Source organism: Pseudonocardia endophytica, from assembly GCF_004339565.1.
Classification (GTDB): domain Bacteria; phylum Actinomycetota; class Actinomycetes; order Mycobacteriales; family Pseudonocardiaceae; genus Pseudonocardia; species Pseudonocardia endophytica.
Window position 1 is genome coordinate 62,804 of the sequence record NZ_SMFZ01000001.1, and the last position, 15,289, is coordinate 78,092.

Consider the following 15,289-nt stretch of genomic DNA (forward strand, 5'->3'; position numbering starts at 1 on the left):
AGTCTGACAGGTAGGCCCGACGGGGAGCCCGGGATCAGCTCCCGGCGGGCGGCGCCACCGGCACCCCGACGACCTCGCCGAGCGCGGCGGCCATCGCCCGCTCGCCCTGGGCGTTCGGGTGCACCGGCGCGGCAGGCGACGTCGGGACCAGGCCCTCCACCCACTTGCGGGGCGGCAGCTGGCAGACGTCGTGACCGATCGTCGGCGTGTAGGTGTCGACGAAGTCGACGCCCGCGTCGGCCGCCTCCTTCTCGAGCATGCCGTTCAGCTGCTTCTCGACGCCGCGCAGGTAGGCGACGTCGCCGGCGCTGAACGGGACGATCGGGAAGCAGCCGGGGCCGGTGTCCGGGAGGATCGTCGGGTACCCGACGACGGCGACGCGCGCACCGGGGGCCCTGTCCCTGATCTCGTCCAGGGCGTCGGCCACCTTCGACGCGGTGCCGTCGATCCGCCCGGTGAGCTCGTCCTCGCCGTCCTTGGTGAACGAGTCCCGGCAGGCCGCTCCGGCCAGGTTCGTCGGCGAGACCGTCGCGCAGCGCTGGATGATGTCCGCGAAGCCGATGTCGTTGCCGCCGATGGTGAGCGTGACCAGCTTCTCCGAGCCGTCCAGCGCGTCGAACTGCGGCGGGTTCGGGCCCGGCTGCACCGGCTGCGGGTCGGTGAAGTCGTCGGTCTTCGCGCCGCTGCAGGACACGTCGACGACGTCGGCGCCCGCCGAGTTGGCCAGCACCGACGGGTAGTTCTGGTTCGAGCGCAGGCACCCGGCGGGCTGCCCGGTCTGCAACGGGATCAGCGGCCCGGCCGCGTAGGAGTCACCGAGCGCGACGTAGCGGCCGACGGACTCGGTGGCCGTGTCCAGGTTGCGCGCCGACGCCGACGTGGCCAGCGTCGTCGGGGCCTCGGCCTGGGCGGGCGCGAGCGCACCCGTCCCGGCGGACGCGAGCAGCGTCATCGCGGCCACGGCGAACCACTGGGCGGAACGGGGGCGTCGCACGGGACACGGACCTCCTGCGGCGGTGAGTCGATCACCGGTTCAACGAGGGGTCCGTCCCGCGGTTACGCCACCGGCTGGGTGATCATCGAGCGCGTCCTGAGCAGCACCGACACCGCGACGACGGTCTGTCCGGCCAGCCACGCGAACGCCGCGCCGAGCACCCCGACCACGGGCATCGACACCCACCCGAGGGCCAGCGCGACCACCAGCGCCACCGCCGGGAAGGCGAGCGCGGCGCCCTGCCTGCCCGCCACGGCGGCCGACCGGGACGCGATCGTCACGACCGCGAACGGCACCGTCGCCAGCGCCAGCAGCACGAGCGAGCCGACCCCGGTGTCGCGGGCGTGCCGCCCGAACGCGGTCAGGATCCAGGGCGAGCCGATCAGCACGACCACGACGAGCGGCACGGCCGGCAGCAGCGCACGTTCGAGGGCGGTCCGCAGATCCGACGTGGTCGTCCGGACCGAGCGCCACACGACGACCGCCACCAGTACACCGAGCACCACCGCGACCGACCACGCCGCGGCGAACACACCGCCGCCGTCGGAACCGAGGCGGGCGGCGACGGCCGCGGGCACGGCGACGAGCGCCAGCAGCGGGACGACCGCTGCCCTCACCCGGTGAGCCGGCGCAGCGACAACGGCGCGACGAGCCGGTGGCGAAGGCTCGTCTCGTCGATCGTCTCCGGGCGCGCGGGCATCGACGCGAGCCGGGTCGCGGCGACCTCGCCCGGCTCCCCCGGGTCGCTCGGCGTCCCGGCGAGGAACGCCCACTCGTGCTCCTCGCACCCGATGTAGACCGCGCGGCCGCCGGTCGCGCCGAACACGGCGTCGAACCGCGTCCAGGCCGACTTCAGGGTGGCGTCCCGCCAGACGGCCGGGCTCCCGGCCTGGAACACGACGACGCCGCCGTCGGTCACCCGGTCCGCGCACGCCTGCACGAACTCCTGCTCGTAGAGCCGGTTGATCTGCGCGTCCGGCTCGTCCGGACGCTCGTCGGGCAGGTCGACGATGATCAGGTCCCACCGCTCGTCGGAGTCCAGGACGAACTGCCTGCCGTCGGTGTAGGTCAGGTGCACCGGACCGTCGCCGCGCTCGGCCGCGGCCAGCGACGCCGGCGTGTAGCCGTAGGGCAGGTGCTCCGCGCAGATCCGGACGCATTCGGTGTCGATGTCGACATGGTCGACGTGCGTGGCGCCCGCCTCGACGGCCATCTCGCTCGCCACGCCCTCGCTGGACCCGATGATCAGCACCCGGTCCAGGCGCCTGGTCAGCAGCGCACCCGGCCAGACCAGGGCCTCGTGGTAGGTGAGCTGGGTCTGCTCGGTGCTCTGCCGCTCGTCGTCGCAGAACAGGGTGACGCCGTGCGCGGTGTCCGCGACGACGACGCGCTGGAATCCGGTGTCCGCGCTCGTGTGGACGGGGCCCAGGCGCCAGGTGCGGGTCAGGCCCTCCGAGATCGGCTCCGTGACCGTGCGCGGGATGCCGCCGCGGTCCACGACCTGCAGGGACGTCTCGGTCGCGCCCATCCGGCGGGCGAGGTCGTGCACGGCGGCGACCGGGTCGGCCGCGTCGCCGCAGGTGAACACGTCGACGTGCATGCCGCCCAGCTCCGGCCAGGTGTGTACGGACGCGTGCGACTCGGCGAGCACCGCCACGACGGTCGCGCCCTGCGGGCTGAACCGCTCGGTCACGATCTGGCGGACCTGCGCCCCGGCCCCGACCAGTGACTCGCTCAGCGCGGCCCGCAGCAGTTCCGCGTCGTCCAGCCGTTCCGGATCGATGCCGCCGAGCTCGGCCAGCACATGCCGTCCCACTGGATGGGAGGACAGCGGGAGCGCCTTCTCCGGGGACGGAGCGTCGGCGGGATGGCCCCCCGCGACCTGCGCGGGGTGACCCTCGGTGATCGGGGCGGAAGGAGACGGTGACACGTCTGAAACCGTAACCGTCGACGTCGGACGTGTCCCGTCGCCCGGCGATCAGTGATCAGCGGCTCCACCCGGCGACCTGTCCGGACCGCCGGGCGCTCCGGCGATCACGACCGGCAACGGCCCGAACCCGTTGAAGCCGACCGAGGCGTAACTCGACGTGTACGCCCCTGCGCACAGCAGGTCCACGACGTCGCCGGCGGCCAGGTCCAGCGGCAGCGCGCACGGGGTGCGGCGGTAGATCACGTCGTCACCGTCGCAGGTCGGACCGGCCAGCACGACCGGACCGGACGGGCCGGATCGCGCCGGGGTACGCAGCGGATAGCCGATCGCCTCTCCCTCGGTCTCGGCCAGGCCCTGGTAGCGCCCGACGTCGAGGTACACCCAGCGGCGGTGGTCGACGCCCGGTCGTCGGGACACCCGCAGCACCCGGGTCCGCAGCACGCCCGCCTCGGCGACCACTGCCCGTCCGGGCTCCAGGAGCAGGTCGACCCCGTCCACGGTGCCACGATGCACGGCGTCGTCGACGGCGCTCCGGACGGCGCCGACGAACTCGTGCGGACCGGGCACGGGTTCGCGGTAGGGCACCGGCCACCCGCCACCGAGGTCCAGCTCCGGGCGGGCGATCCCGGCCCGTCCGGCCACGGACAGCGCGACCGAGACGGCGTCGGCGTAGGTCTGCGGGCGCGTCTGCTGGGAGCCGGCGTGGAACGTCACCCCGGCCGCGTCCAGCCCGGCCGCCGCCGCTCGTTCCAGCAGTCGCACGGCCTCGCCGGGCCGGGCGCCGAACTTGCCGAAGAACGGCGTCGCGGACCCGGTGTCCGCCACCAGCAGCCGCACCAGCACGCGCGCGCCGGGCGCCTCGGCGGCCAGTGCATCGACGTCCTCGGCCGAATCGGTGACGAAGCGTCGCACCCCGGCGGCGTGGGCGCGCGAGGCGGAGCCGGGCCCACGGACCGGGTTCCCGTGGCACAACGACGACGGGTCGGCCCCCGCGGCCAGGCACAGGTCGATCTCGGCGTGGCTCGCGACGTCGAACCCGGCGCCCTCGGCGGCCAGCGCGCGCAGCACCGCCGGCTCCGGACAGGCCTTCACGGCGTAGAGCAGCCGCGCCCCGAACGCGTCCCGCATCGCGCGGTACCGGTCCAGGACGACGGACGGGTCGAGCGCGAGCACCGGCGTGACGCCTGCCGTGTCGAGGGCGTGCTCCAGGGCGGCGGTCGGTTCGTGCACGCCGGTGATCCTCCCTCCCCCGGTTCGCGGGAGCGGAACGGCGCCATGGCCGCGGGGCGACCGCGCTCCTACGGTCCCGGAACCATGCAGCGGAGCACCGAGCGGATCCTGACCACCCACGTCGGCAGCCTGGGCAGGCCGCACGACCTGCTCGAGATCATGCGGGAGCGCGAGCACGGCCGCCCCTACGACGCGGACGGCTACGCCAAGCGGGTCACCTCCGCGGTCGGCGACGTGGTGGCCGAGCAGGTCCGCGCCGGCATCGACGTCGTCACCGACGGCGAGATGAGCAAGGTCAGCTTCCTGACCTACGTCAAGGACCGGCTCGCCGGCTTCGAGCCCGGGGCAGGCGAGAAGCTGATGCCGCCGTCCTGGCAGGTCGAGATCGACCGGTTCCCCGAGTACTACGCCGACTACCTGGGCAAGTACAAGGACCAGGTCAGCCCCATGATGACCATGGTCTGCACCGGCCCGGTCACCTACGACGGGCACGACCAGCTCGCGATCGACGTCGCGAACCTGAAGGCGGCCCTGGCCGACCACCCGTCCGTCACCGAGGCGTTCCTGCCGTCGACGAGCCCGTCCGGGTTCGGACGCAACGAGTACTACGGCTCCTACACCGACTACCTGTCCGCCGTCGCCGAGGCGCTGCGCGAGGAGTACCTCGGGATCATCGACGCGGGGTTCCTGCTGCAGGTCGACGACCCGTGGCTGATCGAGTACCTCTCGGAGAACCCGGCCACCACGCCGGAACAGCGGCGCCGCGACGCGGAGGCGCACATCGAGATCCTCAACCACGCGCTGCGCGACATCCCGACCGAGAAGATCCGCCTGCACACCTGCTACGGCCTGAACCACGGTCCGCGCGTCCACGACCTCGACTTCCGCGACATCGCCCCGCTGATGCTGAAGGTGAACGCCGGCGCGTACTCGTTCGAGGTCGCGAACCCCCGCCACCAGCACGAGTGGAAGATCTGGAAGGACGTCACGCTGCCGGAGGGCAAGGTGCTCATCCCGGGTCTGCTGGGGCACGCGACGAACTACGTCGAGCACCCGGAGCTGATCGCGGACACGATCGAGCTGTACGCCGGGATCGTCGGCAGGGAGAACGTCATCGCGGGCGCGGACTGCGGGTTCTCCTCGCGCGCGTCGTTCCACCCGGAGGTGCACCCGACCGTCGTGTGGGAGAAGTTCGCGGCGCTGTCCGAGGGCGCCCGCATCGCGTCGTCGCGCCTGTGGTGACCTGACGGTGTGACCGCACCGAAGCAGCAACGCCGTTCCCGCAGGATCGCCATGACGCCGGACGAGGTGACGGCGTTCCTGGACTCCGAGCGGACCGTCCGTGTCGCGACGAACGGCACGAACGGCCCGCATGCGACGCCGCTCTGGTACCTCTGGGACGGCGAGTTCCTGTGGCTGACGTCGCTGTCGCGCAGCCAGCGCTGGACGGACCTGATGGCCGACCCGCGGATCGCCGCCGTCGTCGACGCCGGGCACGACGACTACTCCCAGCTCCGCGGCGTCGAGATCCGCGGGACGGTCGAGGTCGTCGGTGAGGTGCCGCGGACCGGCGAACCGAACCCCGACCTGGCGCGGGTGGAGCAGGCGTTCGCCGACCGCTACACGGCCGGGCACGTCGTGATCGACGGCCGGCACGCGTGGCTGCGCCTGCGCCCGGAGAAGATCAGCAGCTGGGACTTCCGGAAGATCCCACAGGGCTGAGCCCGGCGATCGCGCCCGGGTCGGGACCGGCCGGCGCGGCCATGGTCACCGGTTCGGTGCGCTCGAGGGCCACCAGCGGCGCCGATCGACACCCGACCGCCGATCTACGGCGAGCGATCGCCTCGCGCGCGGGGCCGGCTCCCCCGACCCACAACCCCGTGATCGGCGGTTCGGGGCGGATCGGCGTCGCCCGTGGCTCCGATCGACGCCGGACCGGCGATCAGGGGCTGCCGGTGACCAGGGGCCAGAGGCCGTACTCCCCCGCGTCCAGGGCGGCGGTGCCGACGCGGTCGTTCCAGTACGCGTCGTTGCCGTCCTCGTCGCGCCAGGCCCACAGGCGGGTCGTGACCACACGCAGGTCGTGCTCGCGGGTGAACCCGATGGCGCCGTGCACCTGGTGCGCGATCCGGGCGACGGCGGTGGCCGCCTCGCCGCAGCGGGCCTTGGCGGCGGCGACGGCGAACGCGGTGGACGACGCGGCGAACCCGTTCTCGGCCGCGGTACGGGCGGCGGCACCGGACGCGGCCGCCGCGGCGGCGACCTCGCTGCCGGCCTCGGCGAGCTGCTGCTGCACGGCCTGGAACTTCCCGATCGGCCGTCCGAACTGGACCCGTTCCCCCGCGTAGCCGATCGACCGGGCCAGCGCCCCACGCGCCGCACCGGCGAGCAGCAGCGACCGACCCAGGGCCGCCCGCAGCGCCAGCTCCTGCGCCGCTCCGGGCGGAGCGGACCCGGACGCGAGCGGCGTGGCGCCGGAGTACATCAGCGTGTCCCGCGGCTCCTCGGCGACGTTCGTCCCCTCGGTGATCTCCGCGACCGACGGATCGAGCACCACCACCCGCTCCCCCACCAGCGCCACGACGGCCGCGACGGACCGGCCCCACGGCACGCGGGCCAGCGTGCCCGACACGGTGCCGTCGTCGGCGCCGGACAGCGCGCTGTCCGGCGCGCCACCGCCCGCGGCTGCTCCGGCGCCGGTGGACGACGCGCCGTCCGTCGCCGCGACGCCGACCAGCGGCCCGTCCGGGACCTCCAGGCCCGCCGCGTGCGCGAGCCAGCCGCCCAGCAGGTCGGTCTCGACGAGCGGCACCCGCGCGCCGTACGCGCCCGCCACCTCGAGCAGTGTGGCGGCGTCGTCGAACGAGCCCTCGGAACCGCCGGCGGCCTCCGGCAGCGTCAGCCGGGCCAGACCGGACTTCTCCAGCGTGGCCCACAGGCCGTCGTCGAAACCGGTGGCGTCCGCGTCGTAGGCGTCGTCGACGATCGACTCGGCGAGCTCGTGCAGGTCGGAGGAAGCCATCAGCGCAGTCCCATCCCCCGCGCGACGATGCCGCGCAGAACTTCGTTCGTGCCCCCGCGCAGCGTGAAGCCCGGCGCGTGCAGGACGGAGTCGGCCAGCAGACGAGCGAATCCCGACGACGCCCCGGGGTCCGGCGGGATCGACACCAGCAGCCGCGCCGCGTCGACGATCTCGTTCTCGAACCGGGTGCCCAGGTCCTTCACCAGCGCCGCGGCCAGCTCCGGCGCCTGACCGGACTCGAGGGCGCCCGCCACGGCCAGCGACATCCGCCGCAGCGTCCAGAGTCGCGCCACGAGCGAGCCGACCTCCCGGCGGGTTCCGGCGTCGACGTCCCCGGACGCCGTCAGCGCGCCGACCAGCGACGCCAGCAGCGGGTACGTCGAGAGGAACCGCTCGGGTCCGGAGCGCTCGAACGCCAGCTCGCCGGTCACCTGCTTCCAGCCGGACCCCACCGAGCCGAACACGCGCTCGTCGGGGATGAACACGTCGTCGAAGACGACCTCGTTGAAGTGGTGCGCACCGGTGAGCAGCGGGATCGGGCGGATCGTGATGCCCGGCCGGTCCAGCTCGACCAGCAGCTGCGAGAGACCGGCGTGCCGGTTCTCGTCGTCGACGGGTTCGGTGCGCACGAGCGCGAAGAACGCGTGCGCGTGGTGCGCGCCGGACGTCCAGACCTTCGTCCCGGACAGCGACCACCCGCCGTCGACCTTCGTGGCGCGGGTGCGGACCGACGCGAGGTCGGAGCCGGAGTCCGGCTCGGACATCCCGATGCCGAAGTAGATCTCGCCGCGCGCGATGCCGGGCAGGAACGCCGTCCGCTGCTCCTCGGTGCCGAACCGCATCAGCGACGGGCCGATCTGCCGGTCCGCGACCCAGTGCGCGGCCACCGGCGCACCGGCCGCGAGCAGCTCCTCGGTGACGACGTAGCGGTCCAGCGCGCCACGCCCGTGCCCGCCGTACTCGGTGGGGATCGTCATGCCGAGCCAGCCGCGCTTCCCCAGCCGCCTGGAGAAGTCGGCGTCCCAGCCGGACAACCACACGTCGGCACCGGGCGTCCAGGCACCGGCGTCGCGCTCGGCGTCGAGGAACTCCCGGACCTCGGCACGCAGCTCCGCCAGGTGACCGGGCAGCTCCACGGGTTCCGGAACGAGCTCGGGCAGCTTCGTGAGGGTCACGTCGCCATCCTCACCCACGAGCCGCGATAGAGCACCGTGACCCGGGGTACGTTCCCGGTATGAGCTCTGCCGCTACGACAGCCGATCACGAACGCAAGGTCCTCGACGCCGTCCCGACCGGCCTGTTCATCGGCGGGCAGTGGCGCGCGTCGGGGAACGGTGCCACCACGAAGGTGGAGGACCCCGCCACCGGTGAGGTGCTGAAGGAGGTCGCCGACGCGACCCCCGAGGACGGTATGGACGCACTGGCCGCGGCGCACGCCGCCCAGCCCGGCATCGCCGCCATGGCCCCGCGCGAGCGCAGCGAGATCCTGCGCAGGGCCTACGACCTGCTGCACGAGCGGATCGACGATCTCGCCCTGCTGATGACGCTGGAGATGGGCAAGCCGTTCGCCGAGGCGAAGGGCGAGGTCGTCTACGCCAGCGAGTTCCTGCGCTGGTTCTCCGAGGAGGCCGTCCGGATCGACGGCGGCTACCAGGTCGCACCGAACGGCCAGACCCGGTTCCTGACGATCCGCCAGCCCGTCGGCGTGTGCGTGTTCGTGACGCCGTGGAACTTCCCGCTGGCCATGGGCACCCGCAAGATCGCCCCGGCGATCGCGGCCGGCTGCGCGTCGATCATCAAGCCGGCGCCGCAGACGCCGCTGACGATGCTTGCGTTCGCGCAGGTCCTCAGCGACGCCGGGTTGCCGGACGGCGTGCTGAACGTGATCACCGCGACGGACGCGGGCGGCGTGATGGAGCCGATCATCCGCGACGGCAGGGCGCGCAAGATCTCGTTCACCGGTTCCACCCCGGTCGGCAAGAAGCTGCTGGAGCAGGCCGCCGACAAGGTGCTGCGGGCCTCCCTGGAGCTGGGCGGCAACGCGTCGTTCGTCGTGCTCGACGACGCCGACGTGGACGCCGCGATCGAGGGCGCGATGGTCGCGAAGATGCGCAACATGGGCGAGGCGTGCACCGCAGCGAACCGCTTCTACGTGCAGCGGGGCGTCGTCGAGGAATTCTCCCGCAAGCTCGCCGAGCGGATGGGCGCGCTGAAGGTCGGGCGCGGCACCGAGGAGGGCGTGAACGTCGGCCCGCTGATCGACCGCAAGGGCCTGGACAAGGTCGTCGACCTCGTCGCGGACGCCGTCGCGAACGGGGCCAGCGTGACCGTCGGTGGGAAGGCCCAGGACGGCCCGGGCTACTTCTACCCGCCGACCGTGCTCACCGACGTGCCGGCGGACTCCCGGCTCAACCACGAGGAGATCTTCGGGCCGGTCGCGCCGATCACCGTGGTGGACTCCGAGCAGGAGGCACTGGACGCGGCCAACGCGACCGAGTTCGGGCTGGTCAACTACGTCTACACGCGCGACCTGAACCGCGCACTGCGGATCGCCGAGAACCTGGAGAGCGGCATGATCGGGCTGAACACGGGGCTCGTGTCCAACCCGGCGGCCCCGTTCGGCGGCGTGAAGGAGTCCGGTCTCGGCCGCGAGGGCGGCAACGTCGGGATCGACGAGTTCCTCGAGACCAAGTACGTCGCGATCGGCTTCTCCGGCTGACGGCGTCTCCCGGGCGTCCGCGGCACGGACGCCCGGGAGCCGGTCAGGGGTTCGCCGGTGCGGCGGGTGCCGCCGGAGCGGCCGGTGCCGGAGCGCCCGCGGCCGGGCCATTCTGCCCACCGCCGGCGACCTGCGCGCCGTCGGCAGGGGCCGTGGTGTTCGCCTCGCCGTTGATCAGCAGGTCGGTCAGCTCCACGCCGCCGTTGAACGTCAGCATCACGACCAGCAGCACGACCGACGCGCCCGCGGCGACGGTCATGCCGCGCTGCGCGGCGCCGCCGGTGGTGAACCGTCCCCGGTTCGTCTCGACCACCCAGGCCCTGGCCCCGAACACGGCCAGCACCAGGGCGAACGAGAGCCAGGTCAGCAGCGCTCCACTCATTGCACGTCCTCGCTGACGCTCGGCCGGCGCTTCGCGGGAGCGCTGTGTTGATGATTCGCTCGCTGACGCTCGCTCATCGTCCCGGCACCGTCCTCACGAGAATCGCGTCGAACCCGTTGTCGTAGGTCGCGCGGTAGGTCCCGGACGCGATCAGCTGGTCCTTGATCTTCAGGCTCCAGCCGGGCGGCTGGTTGTACAGCACGACGCCCTGCTTCTCGATGGACCCGTAGAACAGGATCGTCGTCGGCTGGATCTGGTCGATGCAGCGCAACGGGTCGTTCGTGCCGTCGTAGAGCGAGGTGCAGCCCTCGACGCCCGGAGCCTTGTTGTGCTCGCCGATCCCCTCGAGGCCGTAGGGGCCGACCGGCGACAACGGCAGCACCAACGAGTCGGGTGGCGCCTGGTCGTAGGCCTGGCGCGTCATCGTCACGTCCTCGGTCGTGACGTCCATGTACGCGTCGTTGCCGCCGCGGATGAGCACGAGCAACGGCATCAACAGCAGCATGCACGCGGCCATCGCCCACTCCCGGCGACGGTCCGAGCGCACGAACGCGCGCAGCGCGTCCACACCGAGGATCGTCAGGACCGGCAGGCCGTACAGCACGATGCGCAGCAGCAGCTCGCCGCCGTAGCTCTGCACGGCCGCCATGCCCATCGGCACCACGGCCAGCAGGATCGGCACCAGGTCGCGGCGACGCTTCCAGTAGACCCAGGCCCCCGCGATCGCCAGCAGCCAGGTCAGACCCGGCATCAGCGCGCGGAGCATCTTCACCGCGATCTGGCCGGGGTCGCCCTGCAGCCGCTCGAAGAAGCCGGCCTGGACCGCACCGCCCGAGTCGTCCCCGCCGGTGATCATGCTGATCTGGGTCAGCCAGAAGTCGCGCGCCGCGATCAGGATGTAGACGATCACCGCCAGCGTTGCGATGATCACCAGCCCGCGACCGCGGAACCGGCCGACGACGGCGAGCACGACGAGCTGGCCGATGATGGCGAACGGCGTCAGCTGGTGTGTCGGCGCGACCGCGATCAGGCAGAGCGACGCGCAGAAGTAGATCAGCAGCAGCTGCCTGGCAGGCAGCGTCGGCTGGTTCGGTGGCGTCATCGTCGCGACGAGCCAGCGCCGCCAGCGCGGCAGCGGGGCGGCGTCCCGGTGCGGGCGGGGCCATCCCGGCACGCCCGCGGTGTCGGTCCGACGGGTGGCGAGCGGCCCGAGCGCGAACGTCAGCACGGTCAGCAGCAGCACGATGCCGGTGGCCTGCGGCGAGAAGTAGTCCTGCTCGATCCAGTTCAGGCCCAGGAACAGCCAGGCCGCGACCCACGGCGCGCGGCTGCCACCCAGCATCGAGCGGGCGAGCGCGTACACGCCGATCGCCCAGAACGCGACGACCGCGACCGGGAACCAGCGGATGACCGAGTCCAGGTTGTCGGCACCCGCCGCGTCCCGGAAGAACGCCCACTGGGCGAAGAACGCCGGCCAGAAGAAGCGCGCGTCGATGCCGGTCGGGGGCACGCCCGTCCCGGCCAGCGAGTCGACGAACCCGCCGATCAGCCACGCGGTCGTGAACCGGGCCTGCGGCATGACCACCGACGGCATGCCGAACGTGCAGAGGATCAGCACGCCGGTGGCCGCACCGAGCATCGGGATCCGCGGGCGCGGCGACCACAGCTCGACGACGCAGCACGCGACCGCCAGCGCCAGCGCCAGCCAGCCGAACGGGGACAGCACGGCCGCAAGGCCCCAGCCGCCCAGCTGGCTCAGGTCGGTGGTCGCGGCGGCCAGCGGCAGCAGCACCACGGACAGCACGGCGAGAACCGGGGCGCCCCAGATCCAGAGCGGGGACAGCGGGGTACCCGACGGGCCGGAGCCGTCCGGTGGATGGGGCGACGGCGCGCGGACCGCGCGGGTCGCGTCGCCGACGCCGCCCTCTGCGGGGCTCAGGAACTGCGTCGACTCGGCGCCGCCCTGGGCCGGCCGGACGGCGCGGGTCGCCTCGGCGGGGTTCGCCGACGTGGCCTGCTCCCTTCCGCGCCCACGGGTCTCCGACGTCACGACTTCACCTCCGGGTTCGCCCGGCGCTTCAGCCAGGGACGCACGAGCAGGAACAGCGCGCAGAGCGCCTGCACCACGACATATCCGAGCACGATCGGCATCAGGAGCGTGTCCAGCGGCACCGAGCCGAACGTCGCCAGCGGGATGAACGCCGCCACCGCCAGAATCAGCCCGGTGTTCGTCAGCTGGACCTTCGCGAAGCCCATCCCGTCGCCCCGCGCCTGTCGCTGGGCCAGATCGAACACCACGATCAGCCGGAACGCGAGCCCGACCATCAGCAGGGCGAGCGCCGGAGCGGCCGCCGCGTAACCCTCGCCGAGGATGGACAGCACCGGATGGCCCAGCACGGCGCCGAGCGCGAGCACCGGCAGGAACAGGAGCAGCATCCGGCGGCGCGCGGCCCTGGCGAGCTCGGCGGCGCGGTGCGGCTCGCGCGCGGTGTGCACGGCCAGCGAGTTCATGAAGAACACGGCCGCGATGTCGACGACCGTCACCGCCTGCCAGCAGATGAAGAACGCGGCGCCCGCCTCGTTGCCCAGGCGCAGGTTCACCAGCAGCGGGACCTGGTTGTAGAGCAGGGCGTTGCCGAGCTGGGCGAGCGCGGTCGGCCCGAGGAACCGCGCCATGTCGGCCCGCGACGGCAGCGTCCCCCCGGTGTGCGCGTTCGCGTACCGGCGGGTCAGCCACCAGACGACACCGGACCCGATCGCGATCCAGATCACGATCGGGATCACCCAGGACAGGACCATGCCCTCCGCCGCGTAGGCGGAGCCGAGCAGCAGGAGCATGCCGATCCGCACGACGGCGAACGTGCCGTTGCGCCAGACGGCGATCCACGGTCGCCCGAGCGCCACGACGATGAAGTCGTGCACGACGAACACGCCCCATCCGGCGCACGCGAGCACGAGCAGCAGCAGGCCGAAGCCGAACGAGCGGTCGCCGGACGCGGTCTCGGCGATGCTCGGGACGACGATCCCGTACACGAGCCCGACCAGCCCGGACAGCGGCATGATCAGCAGAAGGCTGCCCCAGACGAGGCGGACCGACCGCCGTCCGGAGTTCGGCAGCCAGCGCAGCAGCCCGACGCCGAGGTTGAGCTGCGCGACGCCGCCGATCAGCTGGAACGCGGACACGAACTCGGTCGCCTTGCCGACCTGCTCCTGCGGCATGATCCACGCCGCGATCAGCCAGGTGAGCAGGCCCGCCACCGAGCCGAGCGCGGACGCGATCGACAGCGCCAGGCCGTCGCCGATGCCGCCGTTCTCGCGGTTCGTGCCGGGCGGTGACGCCGGCGGCGGCATGTCCGGCCGGCCGACCGGGGTGAGCTGCTGGGTGACCGCGTCGTCCGGCGGGCCGCTCGGCATGACCGGGCGGAACGGGGCGCCGGCGTGCCGACCGGGGACGGTGGGTGGATCGAACGACCGGGTCGGCATGCGCCGCTGGTCGACCGGCCTCACTGCGCGACCACGGCGTGCCTGAACAGGAACGGCACGCTGAGCAGCGTGATCAGGAACAGCGCGACGCTCGGGTACCAGGCACCGAGCGAGACCATCAGCTGACCGACGATCAGCGTCGTCGCGACCCCGACGCCCACGGTCAGCAGCCACACGTGGGCGGCGGGGGCGCGGCGCAGGAAGCCTGCGGCCGCCCAGCCGGGCCCGAGCAGCAGGAACCCGATGGTCAGGAGCAGGCGCACCTCGCCGAAGGCCCCGCCCGAGATGCCGACCAGGTTGAGCGCGCAGGCGAGCACGCCGGCGACGATCAGCGCGATCGCCACGTACCTCCGCGCCGTACGGGCGCGGGTCAGCTCACCCGTGGACGGCATGCTCACCGCAGTTGTCTCCTTCGTCGCGGTACCTCGGGACGTGGTCCGTCACCGGGGGGCGAGGCGTTCAGGACGCCTCTTCGCCCCATGCGTACCGCACGCCCACCGAGTCGTTGCGAGCCGCCCCGTCGTCGGCGGCCTGGCGGTGCGGCCTCGGTCCGGGGGCGGGCTGCCGCGTGCGCCCGGCGGCGGCCTCCTCCGGCAGGACCGGCGGGACCGGCGCGGCGGCGGGCAGTGTCGGTGCGTCGACCGGTCCCGGCTGGACGGGCGACGCCATCTCGTCGACCGTTCCGGCGACCGGCACCGTCGTGCCGGTGACGCGGTTCGCCCGCCTCCGCTCGGCGGCGAGCGTCCGCAGGACCCGCGTGCCGTCGGCGAACGTCCTCAGGTTCGTCTGCCCGAACATCCGCTCCCGCTCCATCGACGGGACCTCGGAGATCGACAGGCCTGCCACCGCCACCCGGCAGTTCAGCACGGTCTCGATCTCGAACCCGTCGCCCCAGAGCATCGTGCCGTCCTGGTTCGGCGGCTCGTCGACACCCGGCAGGTCGAGCAGCGGGAGGATGTCCGCCCAGAACGCGTTGTAGCCGTAGCAGAGGTCGGTGTAGCGGGTGCCGAACAGGCGGTTCGCGACGCCGTTCAGGCCGTAGTTGCCGGTCTTGCGCAGCGCCGTGATGTCGTCGCTGCCGCCGCCGCGGACGAACCGGCTGCCCTTGGCGAAGTCCGCGCCGTCCACGAGCGCCTGCACGAACCGCGGGATCTCCTGGGGGTCGGCCGACCCGTCGGCGTCGAACATGACGAGCACGTCGCCGGTGGCGGCGGCGAACCCGCACGCCATCGCGTTGCCCTTGCCCTTGCGCGTCTGCATCACGATCCGGACGTCCGGCAGCACCCGGGCGGCCGTCTCGACGGTGCCATCGACGGAGTTGCCGTCCACGACCAGGACCTCGTGCACGGCAGGCCGGACGGCTGCGACGGCGGGCAGGACCACCTCGAGGTTCCTGGCCTCGTTGCGGGTCGGCACGATCACCGACACGCGTGGTTCGCGCGGGCGGAACTGCGCGGGGCGCTGTGCTGGGCGCTGGGTCACCGGTCTCCCCGATCGATCGGTCGTTGGCGCGCACGAAGGCGGGCTCT

General features: G+C 73.0%; 14 protein-coding genes. 3 read left to right on the forward strand and 11 right to left on the reverse strand.

All coding sequences use genetic code 11. The features are described 5' to 3' along the window. Positions 1 to 34: 34 nt before the first annotated feature. From EV378_RS00290 to EV378_RS00305, 4 genes are all read right to left on the reverse strand, one after another. Positions 35 to 994, reverse strand: a complete 960-nt coding sequence (locus tag EV378_RS00290) for an SGNH/GDSL hydrolase family protein (protein ID WP_132420695.1) — start codon at positions 992 to 994, stop codon at positions 35 to 37. A 62-nt stretch (positions 995 to 1,056) separates the two neighbouring features. Then, positions 1,057 to 1,611: a hypothetical protein gene (locus EV378_RS00295; RefSeq protein WP_132420697.1), complete on the reverse strand. Its 555-nt coding sequence runs from the start codon at positions 1,609 to 1,611 to the stop codon at positions 1,057 to 1,059. Then, a complete protein-coding gene (gene speD, locus EV378_RS00300; RefSeq protein WP_341540402.1) occupies positions 1,608 to 2,924 on the reverse strand; it encodes an adenosylmethionine decarboxylase in 1,317 nt (438 codons plus the stop codon). The genes EV378_RS00295 and speD overlap by 4 nt, the downstream gene beginning before the upstream one ends. Positions 2,925 to 2,972: 48 nt before the next feature. Continuing rightward, positions 2,973 to 4,154: a type III PLP-dependent enzyme gene (locus tag EV378_RS00305; RefSeq protein WP_243653195.1), complete on the reverse strand. Its 1,182-nt coding sequence runs from the start codon at positions 4,152 to 4,154 to the stop codon at positions 2,973 to 2,975. 84 nt (positions 4,155 to 4,238) lie between these two features. Here EV378_RS00305 and EV378_RS00310 point away from each other — a divergent pair, with 84 nt between their 5' ends. Next, the gene (locus EV378_RS00310; protein WP_132420699.1) at positions 4,239 to 5,396 is read left to right on the forward strand and encodes a cobalamin-independent methionine synthase II family protein; all 1,158 of its coding nucleotides are present in this window, start codon (positions 4,239 to 4,241) and stop codon (positions 5,394 to 5,396) included. A gap of 9 nt (positions 5,397 to 5,405) precedes the next feature. Further along, positions 5,406 to 5,876, forward strand: coding sequence for a pyridoxamine 5'-phosphate oxidase family protein (locus tag EV378_RS00315; protein WP_243653196.1), 471 nt, complete (start codon positions 5,406 to 5,408; stop codon positions 5,874 to 5,876). A gap of 220 nt (positions 5,877 to 6,096) precedes the next feature. Here EV378_RS00315 and EV378_RS00320 read toward each other — a convergent pair whose 3' ends face one another. Together EV378_RS00320 and EV378_RS00325 are read right to left on the reverse strand one after the other, a co-directional pair. Next, on the reverse strand, positions 6,097 to 7,176 hold the full coding sequence (locus EV378_RS00320; protein WP_132420701.1) for an acyl-CoA dehydrogenase family protein: 1,080 nt from the start codon (positions 7,174 to 7,176) through the stop codon (positions 6,097 to 6,099). Further along, positions 7,176 to 8,351, reverse strand: a complete 1,176-nt coding sequence (locus EV378_RS00325; RefSeq protein WP_132420703.1) for an acyl-CoA dehydrogenase family protein — start codon at positions 8,349 to 8,351, stop codon at positions 7,176 to 7,178. Before EV378_RS00325 ends, EV378_RS00320 begins: the two co-directional genes overlap by 1 nt. A 59-nt stretch (positions 8,352 to 8,410) precedes the next feature. On the opposite strand from EV378_RS00325, the gene EV378_RS00330 reads away from it, so the two are divergent. Further along, positions 8,411 to 9,895, forward strand: coding sequence for an NAD-dependent succinate-semialdehyde dehydrogenase (locus tag EV378_RS00330; protein ID WP_132420705.1), 1,485 nt, complete (start codon positions 8,411 to 8,413; stop codon positions 9,893 to 9,895). A 43-nt stretch (positions 9,896 to 9,938) separates the two neighbouring features. Here EV378_RS00330 and EV378_RS00335 read toward each other — a convergent pair whose 3' ends face one another. From EV378_RS00335 to EV378_RS00355, 5 genes are all read right to left on the reverse strand, one after another. Further along, positions 9,939 to 10,277, reverse strand: coding sequence for a hypothetical protein (locus tag EV378_RS00335; RefSeq protein WP_132420707.1), 339 nt, complete (start codon positions 10,275 to 10,277; stop codon positions 9,939 to 9,941). A gap of 73 nt (positions 10,278 to 10,350) precedes the next feature. Beyond that, the gene (locus EV378_RS00340) at positions 10,351 to 12,327 is read right to left on the reverse strand and encodes a hypothetical protein (RefSeq protein ID WP_132420709.1); all 1,977 of its coding nucleotides are present in this window, start codon (positions 12,325 to 12,327) and stop codon (positions 10,351 to 10,353) included. Continuing rightward, positions 12,324 to 13,760: a lipopolysaccharide biosynthesis protein gene (locus EV378_RS00345; protein WP_132420711.1), complete on the reverse strand. Its 1,437-nt coding sequence runs from the start codon at positions 13,758 to 13,760 to the stop codon at positions 12,324 to 12,326. Before EV378_RS00345 ends, EV378_RS00340 begins: the two co-directional genes overlap by 4 nt. Positions 13,761 to 13,780: 20 nt before the next feature. Beyond that, positions 13,781 to 14,158 (reverse strand): hypothetical protein, encoded by a 378-nt coding sequence (locus tag EV378_RS00350; protein WP_132420713.1) that lies wholly within the window; start codon positions 14,156 to 14,158, stop codon positions 13,781 to 13,783. 61 nt (positions 14,159 to 14,219) lie between these two features. After that, on the reverse strand, positions 14,220 to 15,242 hold the full coding sequence (locus tag EV378_RS00355) for a glycosyltransferase family 2 protein (protein WP_243653197.1): 1,023 nt from the start codon (positions 15,240 to 15,242) through the stop codon (positions 14,220 to 14,222). Between the last annotated feature and the right edge of the window lie 47 nt (positions 15,243 to 15,289).